The sequence below is a fragment of the Phycisphaeraceae bacterium genome (assembly GCA_020851465.1).
Classification (GTDB): domain Bacteria; phylum Planctomycetota; class Phycisphaerae; order Phycisphaerales; family Phycisphaeraceae; genus JADZCR01.
On record JADZCR010000005.1, the window covers coordinates 144,816 to 159,725 of the forward strand.

Genomic DNA, 14,910 nt, shown 5'->3' on the forward strand with positions numbered 1-14,910 from the left:
TACGGGATCGTCCCTACGGCAGGAGATCGGGTCTGCGCTGGCGTGTTCGCAGAGCAGCCTGTTCTTTTCGCCATGCTTCGATTTTTGCATGGTCGCCGCTGAGCAGAACTTCCGGTGCCTGCATCCCCATCCATTCGCGCGGCTTGGTGTAGTGCGGATAGTCGAGGCCGCGACCCACTGCTGCGGAAAAACTTTCGTGCTGAACAGACTCGTCATCACCCAGCACACCTGGGATTAAGCGAACCACAGCATCGATGAGCACCATGGCCGGCAATTCACCTCCGCTGAGTACGTAGTCGCCAATACTCACTTCAAGCGGTGCGAGTTTTTCGATTACCCGTTCATCAATGCCTTCATAATGGCCGGCGATGATGAGCAATCGTGGTTTGTGTGCGAGTTCCTCCACCAGTGGTTGGGTGAGCGGTCGCCCTTGCGGAGACATCAGCACGCGAGTGGCGGGCGCGGCATCCTGCGACTCGACAGTCGTCACCGCATCCCAGAGCGGTTGACATTGCATCACCATGCCCGGCCCGCCACCAAACGGAGCCTTGTCCACTTTCTTATGTTTATCCGTTGAGAAATCACGGATATTGGTCAGGTGATAATTCACCGGAGCGCGGACTGGCGGCGGATCAGGGAAAGTATCCTCATCGTCTTCGACGTAGAGACTCGGATCGGCGGCACGCTTGAGAATGCTCGTGCTGAGCACACTGACGAACATCTCAGGAAAGAGGGTGAGGATGTCGATTCGCATGGGTGGAAGCCGTCCCTCAAAACAAAGCCGCTTGCGGCATAGCGGCTTTGGCGCGCTAAGCCGCAAGCGGCTGGTCATGCGATGAATATTTTTGACGGACTACTTCGCGGCCTTGGTCGGAACCTTGTTCTTGGTGCTTTTGACTTCAAAACCCGCTTTACGAAGCAGGCTGGTCACGGTTTCGCTGGGCTGCGCTCCGACGCCGAGCCAGTATTTCACGCGATCAGTTTTGAATTGGACGGCCTTGGTCTGATCCTTCTGGAGCGGGTCATACACACCCAGTTCCTCAATGGGTTTACCATCACGCGGCCGACGGCTGTCGATGGCATTAAGCCGGTAGTAGGGCAGGTGACGCCGACCGAACCGCTTGAGTCGCAATGTGACCACGATCGAATGCTCCGGGTGCGAATGTCGCCCATTATTAAGGCTGACGAACCAGCCTTTGGGCGGATCAAGAATAGTACCGGGAATTGGGTTTGGGAGCAAATGAAGCGAAAGGGGCGGGAGTCCGGGGCCGGGCTTGGTGAGATGTTATTACAGCCCGATTGCAAAACTCATGTCTGCTCCTGTGCGTACCAGCAGGCAGCGCAGTGCGATGCGTCTTCGCCAATCGCATCAAGCGCCGGCACCTCAGAGACACATTTTTTCATAACCCGCACACTTTGCCCCTGCACTCGAATTTCCACCGCATCCGCAGCAGCGGAGATTGCTTTTTCACGTGTCAACGGACAGCGAGGATGAAACGTACAGCCGCTGGGAGGATTCACCGGAGAGGGTACTTCACCAGGCAGGACGATCCGTTTTCGGGCTCGCACAGGTTCAGGATGCGGTGCAGCACTGAGCAGAGCCTTGGTGTAAGGATGTCGCGGGTCGTGGTACAGAGTGTGCCGGTCGGCCAGTTCGACAATCTTGCCCAGGTACATCACAGCAACTCGATCACAGAAGTGCTCAACGACGGCGAGATTGTGCGCAATGAAGAGGTATGACAGGCCAAACTCATCCTGTAACTGCGACAGGAGGTTAAGAATCTGTGATTGAATCGAAACATCGAGTGCGCTGACTGGTTCATCGCAGACGATGAAGCGAGGCTGGAGTGACAGTGCCCTCGCAATACCGATACGCTGTCGCTGACCGCCGGAAAATTCGTGTGGGTAGCGCGAGGCATAATCGGGGGACAGGCCGACCTTGGTCAGAAGGGTGGCGACGCGGTCATCGAGTTCACTGCCGCGTGCGATGCGGTGGACGGCAATCGGTTCGCCGAGGATGCGACCAATGGTCATCCGCGGATTGAGTGAACCAACCGGATCCTGAAACACGATCTGCATCTGGCGGCGCAGAGCTTTGAGTTCGGCACGATCAGCTGCGAAAACATCAAGCTGGTCAAATCGAACGGAGCCTGATGTCGCCGGAATCAGTCGGAGAATTGTCCGGCCGACGGTTGATTTGCCGCATCCCGATTCTCCCACCAGGCCCAGCGTTTCACGCGGCTTGACGGTGAAACTGACGCCATCGACAGCACGAACAAAGCCGACGGTTCGTCGGAGCAAGCCTCGCTTGACGGGAAAATGAGTGCGCAGATCTCGGACATCCAGCAGAGGCGCGGATTGGTTCGACGAGCTGGCGATCATGGCGGGAGTATAGCTTCATTGAAAAGCAAAACCGCGAGCATGTACAGCATACTCGCGGCTTTGCTATGTTCAGAGCGAAGTTTTGCTTTACTGCGGAACTTCCAGCAGCACGAATCGCTTCACGCCGCCTTCCGACACACTGAGCCGAACAGGCTTGGACATGTCGAGGCTGGTCAGCGCGGTGGTGAGTTCGTCCACGGTTTTGATGCGGGTGTCCATGACTTCCACGATCACCGATCCGGGACGAATCCCCTTGTCCGCAGCATCCGAGCCAGGCCGAACCTGCGTTACCAGAACGCCCGGCGTAAGTTCTACTTTGCGCCGTTGCGCTAATTCCGCGGTGAAGTCGGTTACGTTTTCAATTCCAGCGCGGCGGAGGTAATCCATCACCTTGTCGCTGGGTTTCGCCTCTCCGCCTCGATCAGCGGAATCGGTACTCGCCCGCTGGACGCTGGCGGGAAGTTCGGCCACCACAGCCTGCATCCGCTGAGTTTTGCCTGCGCGGAAGAGTTCGATATCCACCTTCCTGCCGGGTTCATAATTTGAAACACGACGGCGCAGCTCTTCAGCAGCTCGGACATCTTTGCCGTCGATTTTGGTGATGATGTCGCCAGACTTGATGCCTGCCTTCTCAGCCGGACCGCCGTCGATCAGACTATTCACCAACACGCCGTGGTCCTTGAACCCGAAGCTCTCAGCCATTTTGGGATCCAGATCATCGATGTAGATACCCAAATATCCGCGTGTCACTTTGCCCGTCTTAATGATCTGATCAACGACCGGTGCGACCATTTCAATCGGGATCGCAAAGCCCAGGCCATTGTTGGCACCCGTGCGGCTGGCAATAGCGGTGTTCATACCGACGACGTCACCCTGAATGTTGGTCAGCGGCCCGCCGGAGTTGCCGGGGTTAATTGCGGCATCGGTCTGGATGAAGTTTTCATAACCACGGCCGTCAGCCACGATATGAAGCTGGCGACCTTTGGCGGAAACGATGCCTTGGCTCATGGAAAACTCGAAGCGGAACGGCGACCCGAAGGCGAACACGATGTCGCCCTGTTCAACAGGCTCCTTGGCGAGTTGCGCCGGGATAAGCCGGGCACCATCCACTTTGATGACTGCGATATCAGTCTTGTCGTCTTCGCCTACAAGCTTGGCGGTGCGCTCAGAGCCATCGTTGAAGCGCACGGTAATCACATCCGCACCGTTAACGACGTGACGGTTGGTGATGATGTGCCCAGCTTCGTCATATACCCAGCCGGATCCGTTGGCGTAGGCGCGGGGTACGTTGTAGCGGTTGTAGTCCTGTGTACCCGGTTCCTGTTGCGGGCTCTGATCCTCGCCATCATCCTGGGGGAGATCGAACGGGCTCTGCGGCCAACCACGAGGACCGAAGAAGCGACGCATCGCATCATCTTCCGTGATACGACGAGGGCTTGCCTTTGCGGAAACCTGAATCGCCACCACACTCGGCTCGACAATTTTTGCGACATTACGGAAGGCATCGCTGAGTTTCGCCAGTGCGGGGTCAGCCGCTGCCTGATCGCGTACAAACTGTACTTTTGCCGATTCCTGGGCCCACGCGATCTTCTGCACGATACTCGGTCCCATGACCATCACAATCAGAATGGTCAGGATCAAAATCACAGTAGGGCCATACCACCGGATGCGACTCATATAGATATTCCTGTTGCTGGAGAACTGGCGGGTTGGGTTAAACGATTCAAATCATACGCGTCGGGCTTGATGCGGGTTCGCGTATTGAAACGCATCAACCCGGCGGATATTGCTGCATTGAGCAATGCCTACCTTCTTTGTCGGCATGCGGGAGTGAACTTTGCCACTCCTTTTTGATCGCATTTTTTAGTACGCACTGACGAGTTGCGTGTTCGTGCCAACTCCGAAAGTACCGAGGGAAGTTTTTCTACCGAACAGGTTATCCGTCCAACTTATAAGGGTGCGTATCGGTCAGGTACCGTCTGGACTCCACGAGTTTTACCCATTTTGAGGCGGCTTCCTCAATATTTGTTCCGACCGCACCCATCGGTGCCGCAAAAGGTGGCTGCCAGGAGGAGAGGCCGAGCAGGTCATGCAGAACGATGACGTGCCCATGACATGCTGCCCCCGCACCGCAACCAATAACCGGTACTGCGTTTTTACCGGCATCGGGACCGGTATTCCGATCTTGGAGTCGATTCACAATTTCGCTTGAAACTTCGGAGGGTGTGGCTTCGATCAATAGCATCGACGCACCAGCCTCAACCAGCAGGGTCGCGGTACGCACTATCTCGTCCGCTTCAGCGCGCGTCCTGCCAGCGTGGACATAGCCGCCTTTGACCCGTACCTGCTGCGGTCTCGATCCGATGTGTGCCACTACGGGTACGCCTGAAGACGACAGTCGTCTCACAAGCGGCGCGAAGCTGGCATCGACCTCAAGTTTTACTACGTCGGCTCTGCCCTCGACCACGAATCTCATCGCATTTCGTATTGCGTCGTCCTCTCCGCATTGATAACTACCGAAGGGCATGTCGGCCATGACAAAAGCATCCGGCGCGCCGCGTCGCACGGCTGCGGTGATTTCAAGCATGAAGGGCATCGTGGCCGGCAGGGTCGAGTCATGGCCAAGGATGAACTGAGCTGCTGTGTCGCCGACCAGCAAGGTCCGTACACCACCACGCCATAACCACGATGCAGTCGTGGCGTCGTAACAAGTGAGCATCGGAAAAGGTTGGCCTTGCTTTACCCACTGGCGGAGTGTGCGCAAGGTCACACGCGGCGACGGTGACGATATCGGCATGGCGGAATTATAGGGAAACGGGGGCGAGAAGATGGCTCAAGGCGCGTGTGTAACAACACGCGGTTATCGAAGCAGACAACAAATCACACGCAAGGCAACCGTGTTCCCGATACGATTTTGCCATGCGAACCTTCACCTTGATCGTCGTAGCCGTCCTGGGTTTCACATCATCCGTTCACGCGAAATTCGCCATCCCGCCTGAAGCCCCGGTTGATCGACTGGTGCGGAATATTTCTTCTTACGTCACGGAAAATCCCAATGATCCACGCGGATACTACACGCTTGGACGCGTGCATTACCTCGCATTTTCATTGGCGACCGAGACACTCCGATCCTACGAACCAGCAGATGGAAAGGAAAAGAGTGAGTTGCCGCAACTATCGCGTTTTCAGGCCAATCCATCTGCCGCTTCCCAACCTGCGGAGGGTGAAGAAAAAGCGAAAGCCCTGGAACACCTGACCGCAGCGATTGAAAATTTTGAGAAAGCAAAGGCACTTAACCCTGACGATGCTTTGATCCAGCTTGGCATAGCCAGCGTGTGGGAAGAGGGTGCAGCCTTTGCGTCTGAAGTTCCATTGCCGGTAAACAGCAAGAAAGCTCACGTGGAGACAACGCAGGAATGGACCGCACGCGCGATCGAGGGTTACCTCAATGCTTACAAACTCTCAATCAAGAAGGACAGTAATCTGGATGAGCTGCCCATTGCCGGCCTGTCGAGTCTGGTGAGCTATGAAGCTGGGCAGGCATATCTTCGTCTGGTTGAGGCCCGCGGTGAACGTGAGACGGAGCGAAAGTGGGTAGCTCTCATACGCGAAGACATGAAAACATTGGAAGCCCTTCCGCAAAACATAGTGACTCCCATCGTGCTGTCGTTGAGCGAAAGAAAATCGCTCGAAGCGATGATCGACTCCCGTACTCTTGTGAAATTCGATCTTGATGGCACCAGCCGTAGCCAGTGGTGGTCGTGGATTAAACCCGATACCTGCCTGCTGATCTGGGATCCAATGCAGCGAGGTGAAGTGACATCCGGCAAACAGCTATTTGGATCAGTAACTTTCTGGATGTTCTGGCCTAATGGATATGCCGCGCTGGATGCTTTGGATGACAATCGCGACGGAAGACTTGCTGGCGATGAATTAACAGGACTGGCTCTTTGGGCTGATTGCAACAGTAACGGTATCTCTGAGAATGACGAGGTTATGTTGGTCGAGGAGTCAGGAATCGAATCAATCAGTACCCGTGCGACGAGTCAATCCGGTATGTCGCCCTGTAATCTGGATGGGTTAAAGATGAAAGACGGCCGGCTGTTGCCGACATATGACTGGACGACGCAGGCAACCGGTATTCGCCGTTAACGTGTTATGAGTTTATTCGAGCGTGACAGCGACGATGGGTCTGCATGTACCGCAACGTCAGAGTTTCGCCTGTACTTTATCGCCTTCAATACGTGCCTCGTATGACGCCACCTTGATGTTGGGATTGTCCGGGCATACTCCGTCAGCGAGTCGGAACGGCCACCCATGCCAGGGACAATGAACAACTCCATCACGAATGAAGCCGCTGGCTAGGCTGCCGCCTGCGTGCGGGCAGGTGTCATCGATGACCTTGATCTCCTCGCCCTGACGAAAAACTGCCAACGCACGATTTTTACAGGCAACAAATTTTCCTCCACCCACCTGCGGCACGTCAGCCAGTGGGCAAAGATCTGTCCAATCACTCGCCTGTGTCGTTGCTTTTTCTGACTCCGCCATGTTCCCGCTCCTGCGTAAAAGATTGGGTGAGAATTGTAGTCAATTCATGATGATCGGTTGAATCGTCTGGTATTCGCTGACGGTACTTCGATTGATGATCTCATCATGAGGTATATCACGTTGCACATCGACGATCAGCGGCCCTGAGCGGATCGAATAAATTGCTGGTAGAGGTTCGCATAGATGCCGCCGGTCGCCAGAAGATCGTTGTGCGTACCGCGTTCGACAATTCGGCCGTGATCGAGCACCAGTACCACGTCTGCGTGACGGATCGTGCTCAAGCGATGGGCGACCACAAAACTGGTTCGTCCGCGCAGCAGGATCGCCAGCGATTGCTGGATGCGAACCTCGGTCATGGTGTCGATAGCGCTGGTGGCTTCATCAAGAATGATGATACGCGGGTTGGCGACCATAGCACGGGTGAAACAGATGAGCTGTCGCTGCCCCATCGACAGTGATCCGCCTCGTTCGCCGACCTGTGTTTGGAAGCCCATTGGTAGAGCTGCGATCAAATCCAGCGTGTCGAGTTGTTTTGCCGCGGCAATCACATCTTCATCTGTTGCGCCTAATCGGCCAACCCGGATGTTTTCCATCACCGTGCCGGAAAAGAGGAAGTTGTTCTGGAGAACGATCCCCATTTGACGATGCAGAGTGTCCGCCCTGATTTTTCGGATTTCTGTTCCATCGATCAGAACCTCTCCCTGTGTAGGAAGGTAGAACTTGGAGATCAGGTTGATGATGGAGCTTTTGCCGCTGCCGGTGTGACCCACGAGAGCCACGGTCTGCCCCGGCTCAGCAATGAAGCTCACATTATGCAGCACTGGCTTGCCCGGTTCGTATGCGAAGGTGAGCTTTCGGAACTCAACTTTCCCCGTAATTGCCGGTAAAGGTTGCGCACCTGACTCATCCACGAAATCGGGTTTGCGGTCGAGCAGCCCGAAAACCCGCTCTGCGCCCGCCATCGCCTGTACCGCGGTGTTGTATTGATTCCCAATCACTGCCACTGGATTCAGCACGCTGCTGGCGAGGAAGTAGAACAGGATGAGGTGAGCCGGGTCAGTGCCTGCATATTTATGCAGTACGAAGTATCCGCCGGCGACGAAAATGGCAGCAATCACAATCTGATTGAGCATCTCGATCGAAGGCGAGAATACGCCGGACATTCGGCTGACATTGATGTTGTAGCCTGCGTGGTCGGTAACCAGTTCACCGAACATCTGGGCGTTGAGGTCTTGTCGTACAAAGCCCTGAGTTACCCGCACTCCGACCACCGACTCCGCCAGTACTGCGGTTACACGGCTCATGCTCTCCTGTGCTGCGCGATGTGCGGAACTCAACAGATGCTTGAAATAGTTGTAGAGGAAAAAGTAGAACGGTGCGAAGCAGAGCACGATCAGTGCCAGCCAGCGGTCATAGATCACCATGATGATCCCGGCAACCAGCGATGTGCCGAGGTTGACAATACTGATGAAAACCGCGTCCTGGAGTCCGGCACGGACAGCTTCGGAATCAGAAGTAATGCGGCTGATGATTCGACCGATGCGTGTCTTGTGAAAGAAATTCATCGTCAGGTTCTGGAGATGCTCGAAGATATCGTTACGCAGATCATGGACGAGCCCTTCGCCCAGTTTCAACGCCAGATACATGCGGAAATAAAAAGTGACATAGGTCCAGAGCACGAGTGCTGTGTAGATTGCGACACCTCGATACAGTCCAGCGTAATCACCGCGGTAAATGGGACCATTGATCACCTCCGACAGCATCCACATGATCAACGGGCCTTGAAAGGCTCGCGTGATGCAGAAGACAATCAGGCCGATAAGGGTGCTGCGATATGGGCCGGTATAGCGGAACATTCGGCGGAAAAGCCGCAGTTCCAGCGGGCGGGCCTTCGCTTCGTCCTCGTGCTGGACCTGCGTGAGGGTGGCCACGGGTTTTCCGCTCATCGCAGTCATTCAATCGCCCTCACATCATCGAGCAGCGACGGGATTTGCCCCTCGTACCACAGCCGTGCTTTCATGATGTCCCGGCTTTCAGCGTCTCCCACCTGAACCTTTGCAACTTCCATGTACCGTCCGCCGCGTTTCATCAGCTCATCCTGCGTGCCAGCTTCGACGATCCGCCCGCGATCGAGCACGATGACGAAATCCGCTCGGTTCAGCGTGCTGAGCCTGTGGGCTACGACGAATGTCGTGCGTCCCTTCATTGCGTTGTCCATAGCCAGAAGAATTTCGTGTTCGGTCTCAGGGTCGATCGCGGCTGTGGCGTCGTCGAGGATCAGAATCGCCGGTTCAAGAAGGATGGCTCTGGCGATCGCAAGCCGCTGTCGCTGCCCGCCGGAGAGTGTCATGCCCTGTTCACCGATGACTGTGTCGTAACCTTTAGGCAATTCCATGATGAAGTCATGGGCTGCGGCGATTTGTGCTGCCTTAATCACCTGCTCACGCGATGCATTGGGCTGACCGAAAGCGATATTATTCGCAATCGTGTTACTGAAAAGAAAACTCTCCTGAAAAACCAGGCCGATGTTTCTTCGCAGGTCTTCGAGTTTGATCTTTCGTACGTCGATGCCGTCGATGAGCAGTCGGCCGCCAGTGGGGTCGTAAAAGCGGGGGATTAGCGATAACAGCGTGCTCTTGCCCGTTCCCGTCGCTCCAAGGATCGCCACACACTGTCCGGCCTGTACCTTGAAAGACAGATCTGTGAGCACCGGCTCGCTGGGAAAATAGCCAAACGAAACGCGATCAAACTCGACGTCTCCGCGCAACCGGCTGATGGAAATGGCGTCAGGTGCGCTGGAAATCTCCAGAGGCGCGTGCAGCACTTCGTAAACACGCCCAGCCGAGGTCAGGCTGGCTTGGAGCGTGTTAGCCACATTGGCGATTGCTTCGACCTGGGAGGAAAACTGTTGAAGCAGGGCGGCAAAAACGATCAGTGAACCAACGGTGAACGAGGCCGACGGGTTGCCATGATCTGCAATAACGAGAAAGCCGCCATAGAGCAGCACGACTACAAGATTCACCTGTGTCAGAAGCCATACCGTCGAGCTGTAAAGCGAACTGCGTTTGAACAGCCATCGCTGCTGCACGCGGAAAGCGTCATTGGCAGCGTGAAATTTTGCAATTTCCGCATCCTCGAGAGCGAAACCTTTGACGACGTGTTGCCCCAGTACGTTTTCGGAGAGCGTGAGAATGACACGATCGTAGAGTTTGCTCTTATGCTCCAGGGCCGGCCGGACGGAGTGCGAATACCAGATTGACGCGACCATGAGCAGTGGAGAGGTTGCCAACCCGACGAGTGTGAGCGTCGGATGCATTTGGAGCATGAACAGGAAGTACGCCACCAGCGTGATAAGCAGGACGATGATTTGGATGATCGCCCACTCGGCGAATGAGGCGATCCCCGCTACATCGCTGGTGGCGCGGTTAATGATTGAACCAGTCTCATTGGCGTCAAAGAAACGAAAGGAGAGTCTCTGAAGTTTGTCATAAACCGCTGTTCGCAGCTTGATCATGATGGTGTTGATCAACTGTGATGTCGCAACCGCAGTGCCGTAGCGTAGCCCCATCCGAACCAATGCCAGCAGCACAATGCCGACACCAAGGAAGATCAGCGCTTTCATGGGAGCAGCAAGACCTGCCTCTGGAAACGGCAGATGGAGCGGAAGCGTCGGCCGAGGACCGTCCCCTACGACATATTTAATGAGGTCGATGGCGGTTCCGACCAGCGAAAGCCCGCCGAGCGTCAGTCCGAGCATTACGAGGTGGATACACAGGAGCGTCAGACAACGGCGCGGGAATGACAAGCCAAGCCTGACCATCCACTTGATGAGACCCCAGTTGGTCGTCTGCGCACCAGCGAAGAACGATTCGAGGGATTTATGTGAGAAACCGGCAGACGACACAGGCAGGGATTCCGAGGATTCTGATGGCTAAAACACCGTAGTTTAGAGTTTCCAACCCAGAGTTGCGAATAAGGGTGGATATGATGTCCGTGAAGATCGGAGGTTTCCATGCCGAATATTCGTGATCTACTGGGGAATGATGCCGATGCGCTGCTTTCGTATAAGGCACGCGGCTTTGCTCGTGACAAGCTTCATTTGCCCGGCCCGGATTTTGTGGATCGTGTCCTTTCCGTGAGCGATCGCAGCCCGCAGGTATTGCGCAACTTTCAGGCACTGCTTGGTCACGGCCGTCTTGCCGGCACAGGTTACGTTTCAATTCTGCCGGTTGATCAGGGAGTGGAGCATTCAGCGGGAGCGAGTTTTGCGCCGAATCCGCTCTACTTTGACCCTGAAAACATCGTGAAGCTGGCTATTGAAGGCGGATGTAACGCCGTCGCCTCGACTCTTGGCGTCTGCGGTGCGGTCGCGCGAAAATATGCGCACAAGATTCCCTTCCTTGTGAAGCTCAATCACAATGAGTTTCTTACTTATCCCAATAAATACGACCAGATCATGTTTGCCAGCGTTGAGCAGGCTTACCAGCTAGGTGCAGTGGCGGTAGGTGCGACCATCTACTTTGGCAGCGAGGAATCCGGTCGGCAGATTCAAGAGGTATCCGCTGCATTTGCACGGGCTCACGAGCTTGGCCTCGTGACGGTGTTGTGGTGCTATCTTCGCAACCCGGCATTCAAGACGGCTGACAAGGATTTTCACACTGCTGCCGACCTCACAGGTCAGGCGAATCATCTTGGGGTGACGATTCAGGCAGACATCATCAAGCAGAAATTACCGACTAACAATGGCGGTTACAACGCGCTGAAATTCGGCAAGACACATAAGGACGTTTACACCAAGCTCACGCCTGACGACCATCCCATCGAGTTGACTCGCTACCAGGTTGTCAATGGATTCAATGGCCGTGCGCCACTGATCAACTCTGGAGGCGAAAGCAAAGGAGAGAGCGATCTGGCAGAGGCTGTACGCACTGCGGTAATCAACAAACGAGCAGGCGGCATGGGGCTTATCTCCGGACGCAAGGCATTTCAGCGTCCCATGAAAGAGGGCATCGCTCTTCTCAACGCGATTCAAGATGTTTACCTTGATCAAACTGTAACTGTTGCCTGACGCCAGACCCGAAACCCAGAACATACCGAGGAAAATATGGCTACAACTGTTTCCACGTCCAAACTCGCAATCAATGGCGGCCCCAAGGCTGTACCTGATGACGTGAAGTTCGAGGTCTGGCCGCGTGTCGATCAGGATGACGAAGCGATGGTGCTCGCTTCACTGCGGCAGAATAATCATGCATGGGGGCCAAACTGTGTCGCTTTGCAGGATGAGTTTGCCGCGTGGAACGGCAACAAATACTGCGCGGTAACCAATTCCGGTACCGCAGCCCTGCACATGGGGCTTGCTGCGTGCGGCGTCGGCGCGGGTGATGAAGTCATCACCACTTCGCTGTCATGGACTTCCAGCGCGACCTGCATCCTCCACCACAATGCGATTCCCATCTTCGTAGATGTCGAGTGGAAGACGATGCTCATCGATCCGTCGAGAATTGAAAAAGCAATTTCACCCAAAACCAAGGCCATACTCCCCGTCCACTACTGGGGCGTACCCTGCGATATGGACGCGATCATGGATATCGCGAAACGCAAGGGGCTTTTCGTTGTCGAGGATGCGTGCCAGGCACATGGCTCACTTTTCAAAGGGCGAAAGGTCGGCACGTTCGGCCATTGCAGTGCATTCAGCCTGAATCAAAACAAAAACTTCTGCGGTGGTGAGGGGGGACTATTTGTTACCGAAGACGAGGACATGCACGTAAAGGGAAGGGCACTGATGAACTTTGGCGAGATGCGTGCTCCCGAAGCCAAACGAGATTTTCATGCCTACGGCATGGGCTGGATGTACCGCACGAGCGATCTGCCCGCGGCGTTTGCCCGTAGCCAGCTTCGAAAGCTGACCCGTACCAATGATGAAGCTCGTGCCAACTGGCGACGACTTGATCGTGCGATGGAGGGCACTCCAAACCTGACTAGGCCGTTTAGTACGAAAGATCAGGAAACCAACGGATACGCCTACGTTGCCCGTCCCGATCCCGCCTACGCAGCAAAACGCGGCGTGCCGTTGCCAGCTTTACAAACTGCGGTAGTTAATGCGCTGAAGGCAGAAGGCGTACCGATGGGCGCTGCGCGATGGATGCTTCCCGCGCACACCGTATTCCAGGCGAAGAATGGTTACGGACATGGTTGCCCCTGGACTTGCGGGTTCGCGCGACCGGATATCAGTTACGACCTGTCTCAGTACCCCGTGGCGCAGCAGTGCATCGACACATGTATCTGGTTAGCGGTCAACGGTCACCGTCCCCCCAACGCCAATGCACAGGTCGATGCGATGGCTGCGGGGGTAAGAAAAGTATTCGAAAATCTTGATGATCTTGCAGTGTGATGTTTTGCTGACACTTAAGTTTTAGGAACCAGCCATGCTGACCGGCTCCGCTACCGCAGATATCACGCCCACTGAGTCTCTTGATCTGATGGGGCAACTTCATGTGCGTAAAGCTGGCTATACGCGCGATGCACTGACAGCCAATGCGGTGGTGTTTCGTCAAGGTGAAACGACGCTGGCTATTGTGTCTGTTGATGTGGGAATGCTTCCGGATGAATTTGTTCGTCAGGTTCAGAAGGTTTGTGAGCAAACGCATGGCATTCCCTCCGCTCATGTGATCCTGCACTCGACTCATACGCACGTTGCTCCGTGCACGCTCGACTATCTCCCCGGCAAAATGAGCGAGTCCTACATGGCCGAACTGCAGCCCGCGATCGTGCGCGCCGTCGCCGCAGCGATCGCTGACCTTGAAGAGACCGATCTTTTTTCCGGCGAAGGGTTCATTGAGCAGATGGGTTGGAATCGTCGTGGGCTGCATCCCGACGGTCGGTGCGATATGTATTACGGGAGTTGGAACAAGGATTTCTCAGGGATCGAAGGCCCGCGGGACGGCACGGTCCCCGTCATCATCGCAAGACGAAAAAATGGGGTCGTCAAAACCATCATTACCGGGTTTGCAAGTCATCCGAACTGCTTGGAGGGAGAGTCGTTTTATTCTGCCGACTTCCCCGGAGAGATGAGGCGGTTCGTTCGAACAAACCTCGGCAACCTCGGCCATGCTGCGGGAATCGTCTATCTCACGGGGGCGGCAGGCGATACTGCGCCTTCAATCATGGAGAATAACCCGCTGGCCATCCAGCCGTGGCGCGGTGAAGAAGGAGCCCGCAAGAGCGGTGCATACCTTGGCGGAGAAGTCTTGCGAGTAATCTGGGAAAATGCCGCACCGTTTGTCACGTCGATGCGTGATCCGGTACTACGCATCGCCAGTGAGACATTGCGGATTCCGATTCGACCCTGGCCTGCGGACTTTTCTCCCGAAAAACAGGTTCAATGGGCGGGAGCGAGGGATTATTACCTCGCGGAGCGTGCCCTTTGGAACAGCGTATTGGCTACACGCGAAGCTGAGGTACGGTTGAATGTTCTGCGCATCGGCGATGCGGCGATCTGCACTAATCCCGCGGAGCTTTATTGCAGACTCGGACATGAAATTAAAAAGGGTTCACCTGCGCGGGTCACGATGGTTGCGGAACTGACCGACGGCTACTGTGGTTATGTTCCAACACGCGAGGCATTTGCACGGGGAGGGTACAGCGTCTGGCCGTCACGTACCGCCAAGCTGCCAGAACAAACAGGTGAGCTAATCGTCGAGGCTTCACGCCGATTACTGCAGCAAGTCTTCCGCTAGTCGGATGCGTTAGGACGCAATCATTCCGATGACTGCGGTGCTACAACGAAGCCGAACATGCAAGGGAGCGTTTAATCGGACGAAAAGCCCGTAATCGCTTCTAAAAGTTAACGCGCTGGATTTACTGAATGGTCTTGCTGCTCATAAGGGTTGCGGCAGATGCAATCTTCGTGCGTGGTTTGCGGACCAGCGGTCAATTCTTAACATGCGCGGTTCGGAACTGCATTATTTCCCTTTATTCAAG

At 55.3% G+C, this 14,910-nt stretch carries 12 protein-coding genes; 4 read left to right on the top strand and 8 right to left on the bottom strand.

Translation table 11 applies throughout. The annotated features are described in order from the left end of the window. Positions 1-13: 13 nt before the first annotated feature. The 5 genes from trmD to panB form a co-directional block, all read right to left on the bottom strand. Positions 14-832, bottom strand: a complete 819-nt coding sequence (gene trmD, locus IT444_05715) for a tRNA (guanosine(37)-N1)-methyltransferase TrmD (protein MCC7192264.1) — start codon at positions 830-832, stop codon at positions 14-16. Between the two features lie 21 nt (positions 833-853). Further along, the gene (gene rpsP / locus IT444_05720) at positions 854-1,144 is read right to left on the bottom strand and encodes a 30S ribosomal protein S16 (GenBank protein MCC7192265.1); all 291 of its coding nucleotides are present in this window, start codon (positions 1,142-1,144) and stop codon (positions 854-856) included. A 164-nt stretch (positions 1,145-1,308) separates the two neighbouring features. Beyond that, positions 1,309-2,382 carry an ATP-binding cassette domain-containing protein gene (locus tag IT444_05725; GenBank protein MCC7192266.1) on the bottom strand — a complete coding sequence of 358 codons (1,074 nt, stop codon included), beginning with the start codon at positions 2,380-2,382 and terminating at the stop codon, positions 1,309-1,311. Between the two features lie 87 nt (positions 2,383-2,469). Then, positions 2,470-4,059 (bottom strand): trypsin-like peptidase domain-containing protein, encoded by a 1,590-nt coding sequence (locus tag IT444_05730; GenBank protein ID MCC7192267.1) that lies wholly within the window; start codon positions 4,057-4,059, stop codon positions 2,470-2,472. A 259-nt stretch (positions 4,060-4,318) separates the two neighbouring features. Beyond that, the gene (gene panB, locus IT444_05735) at positions 4,319-5,179 is read right to left on the bottom strand and encodes a 3-methyl-2-oxobutanoate hydroxymethyltransferase (GenBank protein MCC7192268.1); all 861 of its coding nucleotides are present in this window, start codon (positions 5,177-5,179) and stop codon (positions 4,319-4,321) included. A 122-nt stretch (positions 5,180-5,301) separates the two neighbouring features. On the opposite strand from panB, the gene IT444_05740 reads away from it, so the two are divergent. Further along, positions 5,302-6,534, top strand: a complete 1,233-nt coding sequence (locus tag IT444_05740; GenBank protein MCC7192269.1) for a hypothetical protein — start codon at positions 5,302-5,304, stop codon at positions 6,532-6,534. A gap of 57 nt (positions 6,535-6,591) precedes the next feature. On the opposite strand, the gene IT444_05745 is transcribed toward IT444_05740, so the two are convergent. The 3 genes from IT444_05745 to IT444_05755 all read right to left on the bottom strand — a co-directional run bounded on the left by IT444_05745 (position 6,592) and on the right by IT444_05755 (position 10,834). Then, a complete protein-coding gene (locus tag IT444_05745) occupies positions 6,592-6,930 on the bottom strand; it encodes a Rieske (2Fe-2S) protein (GenBank protein MCC7192270.1) in 339 nt (112 codons plus the stop codon). Positions 6,931-7,064: 134 nt separating this feature from the next. Next, the gene (locus IT444_05750) at positions 7,065-8,861 is read right to left on the bottom strand and encodes an ABC transporter ATP-binding protein (GenBank protein ID MCC7192271.1); all 1,797 of its coding nucleotides are present in this window, start codon (positions 8,859-8,861) and stop codon (positions 7,065-7,067) included. A 20-nt stretch (positions 8,862-8,881) separates the two neighbouring features. Further along, on the bottom strand, positions 8,882-10,834 hold the full coding sequence (locus IT444_05755; GenBank protein MCC7192272.1) for an ABC transporter ATP-binding protein: 1,953 nt from the start codon (positions 10,832-10,834) through the stop codon (positions 8,882-8,884). 108 nt (positions 10,835-10,942) lie between these two features. Between IT444_05755 and IT444_05760 the strand changes: the two genes are divergently transcribed. From IT444_05760 to IT444_05770, 3 genes are read left to right on the top strand one after another with little or no spacing between them, the layout of a single operon-like run. Further along, complete coding sequence (locus IT444_05760) at positions 10,943-11,998, top strand: class I fructose-bisphosphate aldolase (GenBank protein ID MCC7192273.1); 1,056 nt, start codon at positions 10,943-10,945, stop codon at positions 11,996-11,998. Between the two features lie 36 nt (positions 11,999-12,034). Then, the gene (locus IT444_05765) at positions 12,035-13,321 is read left to right on the top strand and encodes a DegT/DnrJ/EryC1/StrS family aminotransferase (GenBank protein MCC7192274.1); all 1,287 of its coding nucleotides are present in this window, start codon (positions 12,035-12,037) and stop codon (positions 13,319-13,321) included. Between the two features lie 34 nt (positions 13,322-13,355). Then, positions 13,356-14,666: a hypothetical protein gene (locus tag IT444_05770; GenBank protein MCC7192275.1), complete on the top strand. Its 1,311-nt coding sequence runs from the start codon at positions 13,356-13,358 to the stop codon at positions 14,664-14,666. Positions 14,667-14,910 lie beyond the last annotated feature (244 nt).

Bases quoted from the DNA above. Each gene is read 5' to 3' on its own strand.
- IT444_05740 (MCC7192269.1), top strand. From the start codon at position 5,302: ATGCGAACCTTCACCTTGATCGTCGTAGCCGTCCTGGGTTTCACATCA.
- IT444_05770 (MCC7192275.1), top strand. From the start codon at position 13,356: ATGCTGACCGGCTCCGCTACCGCAGATATCACGCCCACTGAGTCTCTT.
- IT444_05730 (MCC7192267.1), bottom strand. From the start codon at position 4,059: ATGAGTCGCATCCGGTGGTATGGCCCTACTGTGATTTTGATCCTGACC.
- panB (MCC7192268.1), bottom strand. From the start codon at position 5,179: ATGCCGATATCGTCACCGTCGCCGCGTGTGACCTTGCGCACACTCCGC.
- IT444_05725 (MCC7192266.1), bottom strand. From the start codon at position 2,382: ATGATCGCCAGCTCGTCGAACCAATCCGCGCCTCTGCTGGATGTCCGA.
- IT444_05745 (MCC7192270.1), bottom strand. From the start codon at position 6,930: ATGGCGGAGTCAGAAAAAGCAACGACACAGGCGAGTGATTGGACAGAT.
- IT444_05765 (MCC7192274.1), top strand. From the start codon at position 12,035: ATGGCTACAACTGTTTCCACGTCCAAACTCGCAATCAATGGCGGCCCC.
- IT444_05760 (MCC7192273.1), top strand. From the start codon at position 10,943: ATGCCGAATATTCGTGATCTACTGGGGAATGATGCCGATGCGCTGCTT.
- trmD (MCC7192264.1), bottom strand. From the start codon at position 832: ATGACCAGCCGCTTGCGGCTTAGCGCGCCAAAGCCGCTATGCCGCAAG.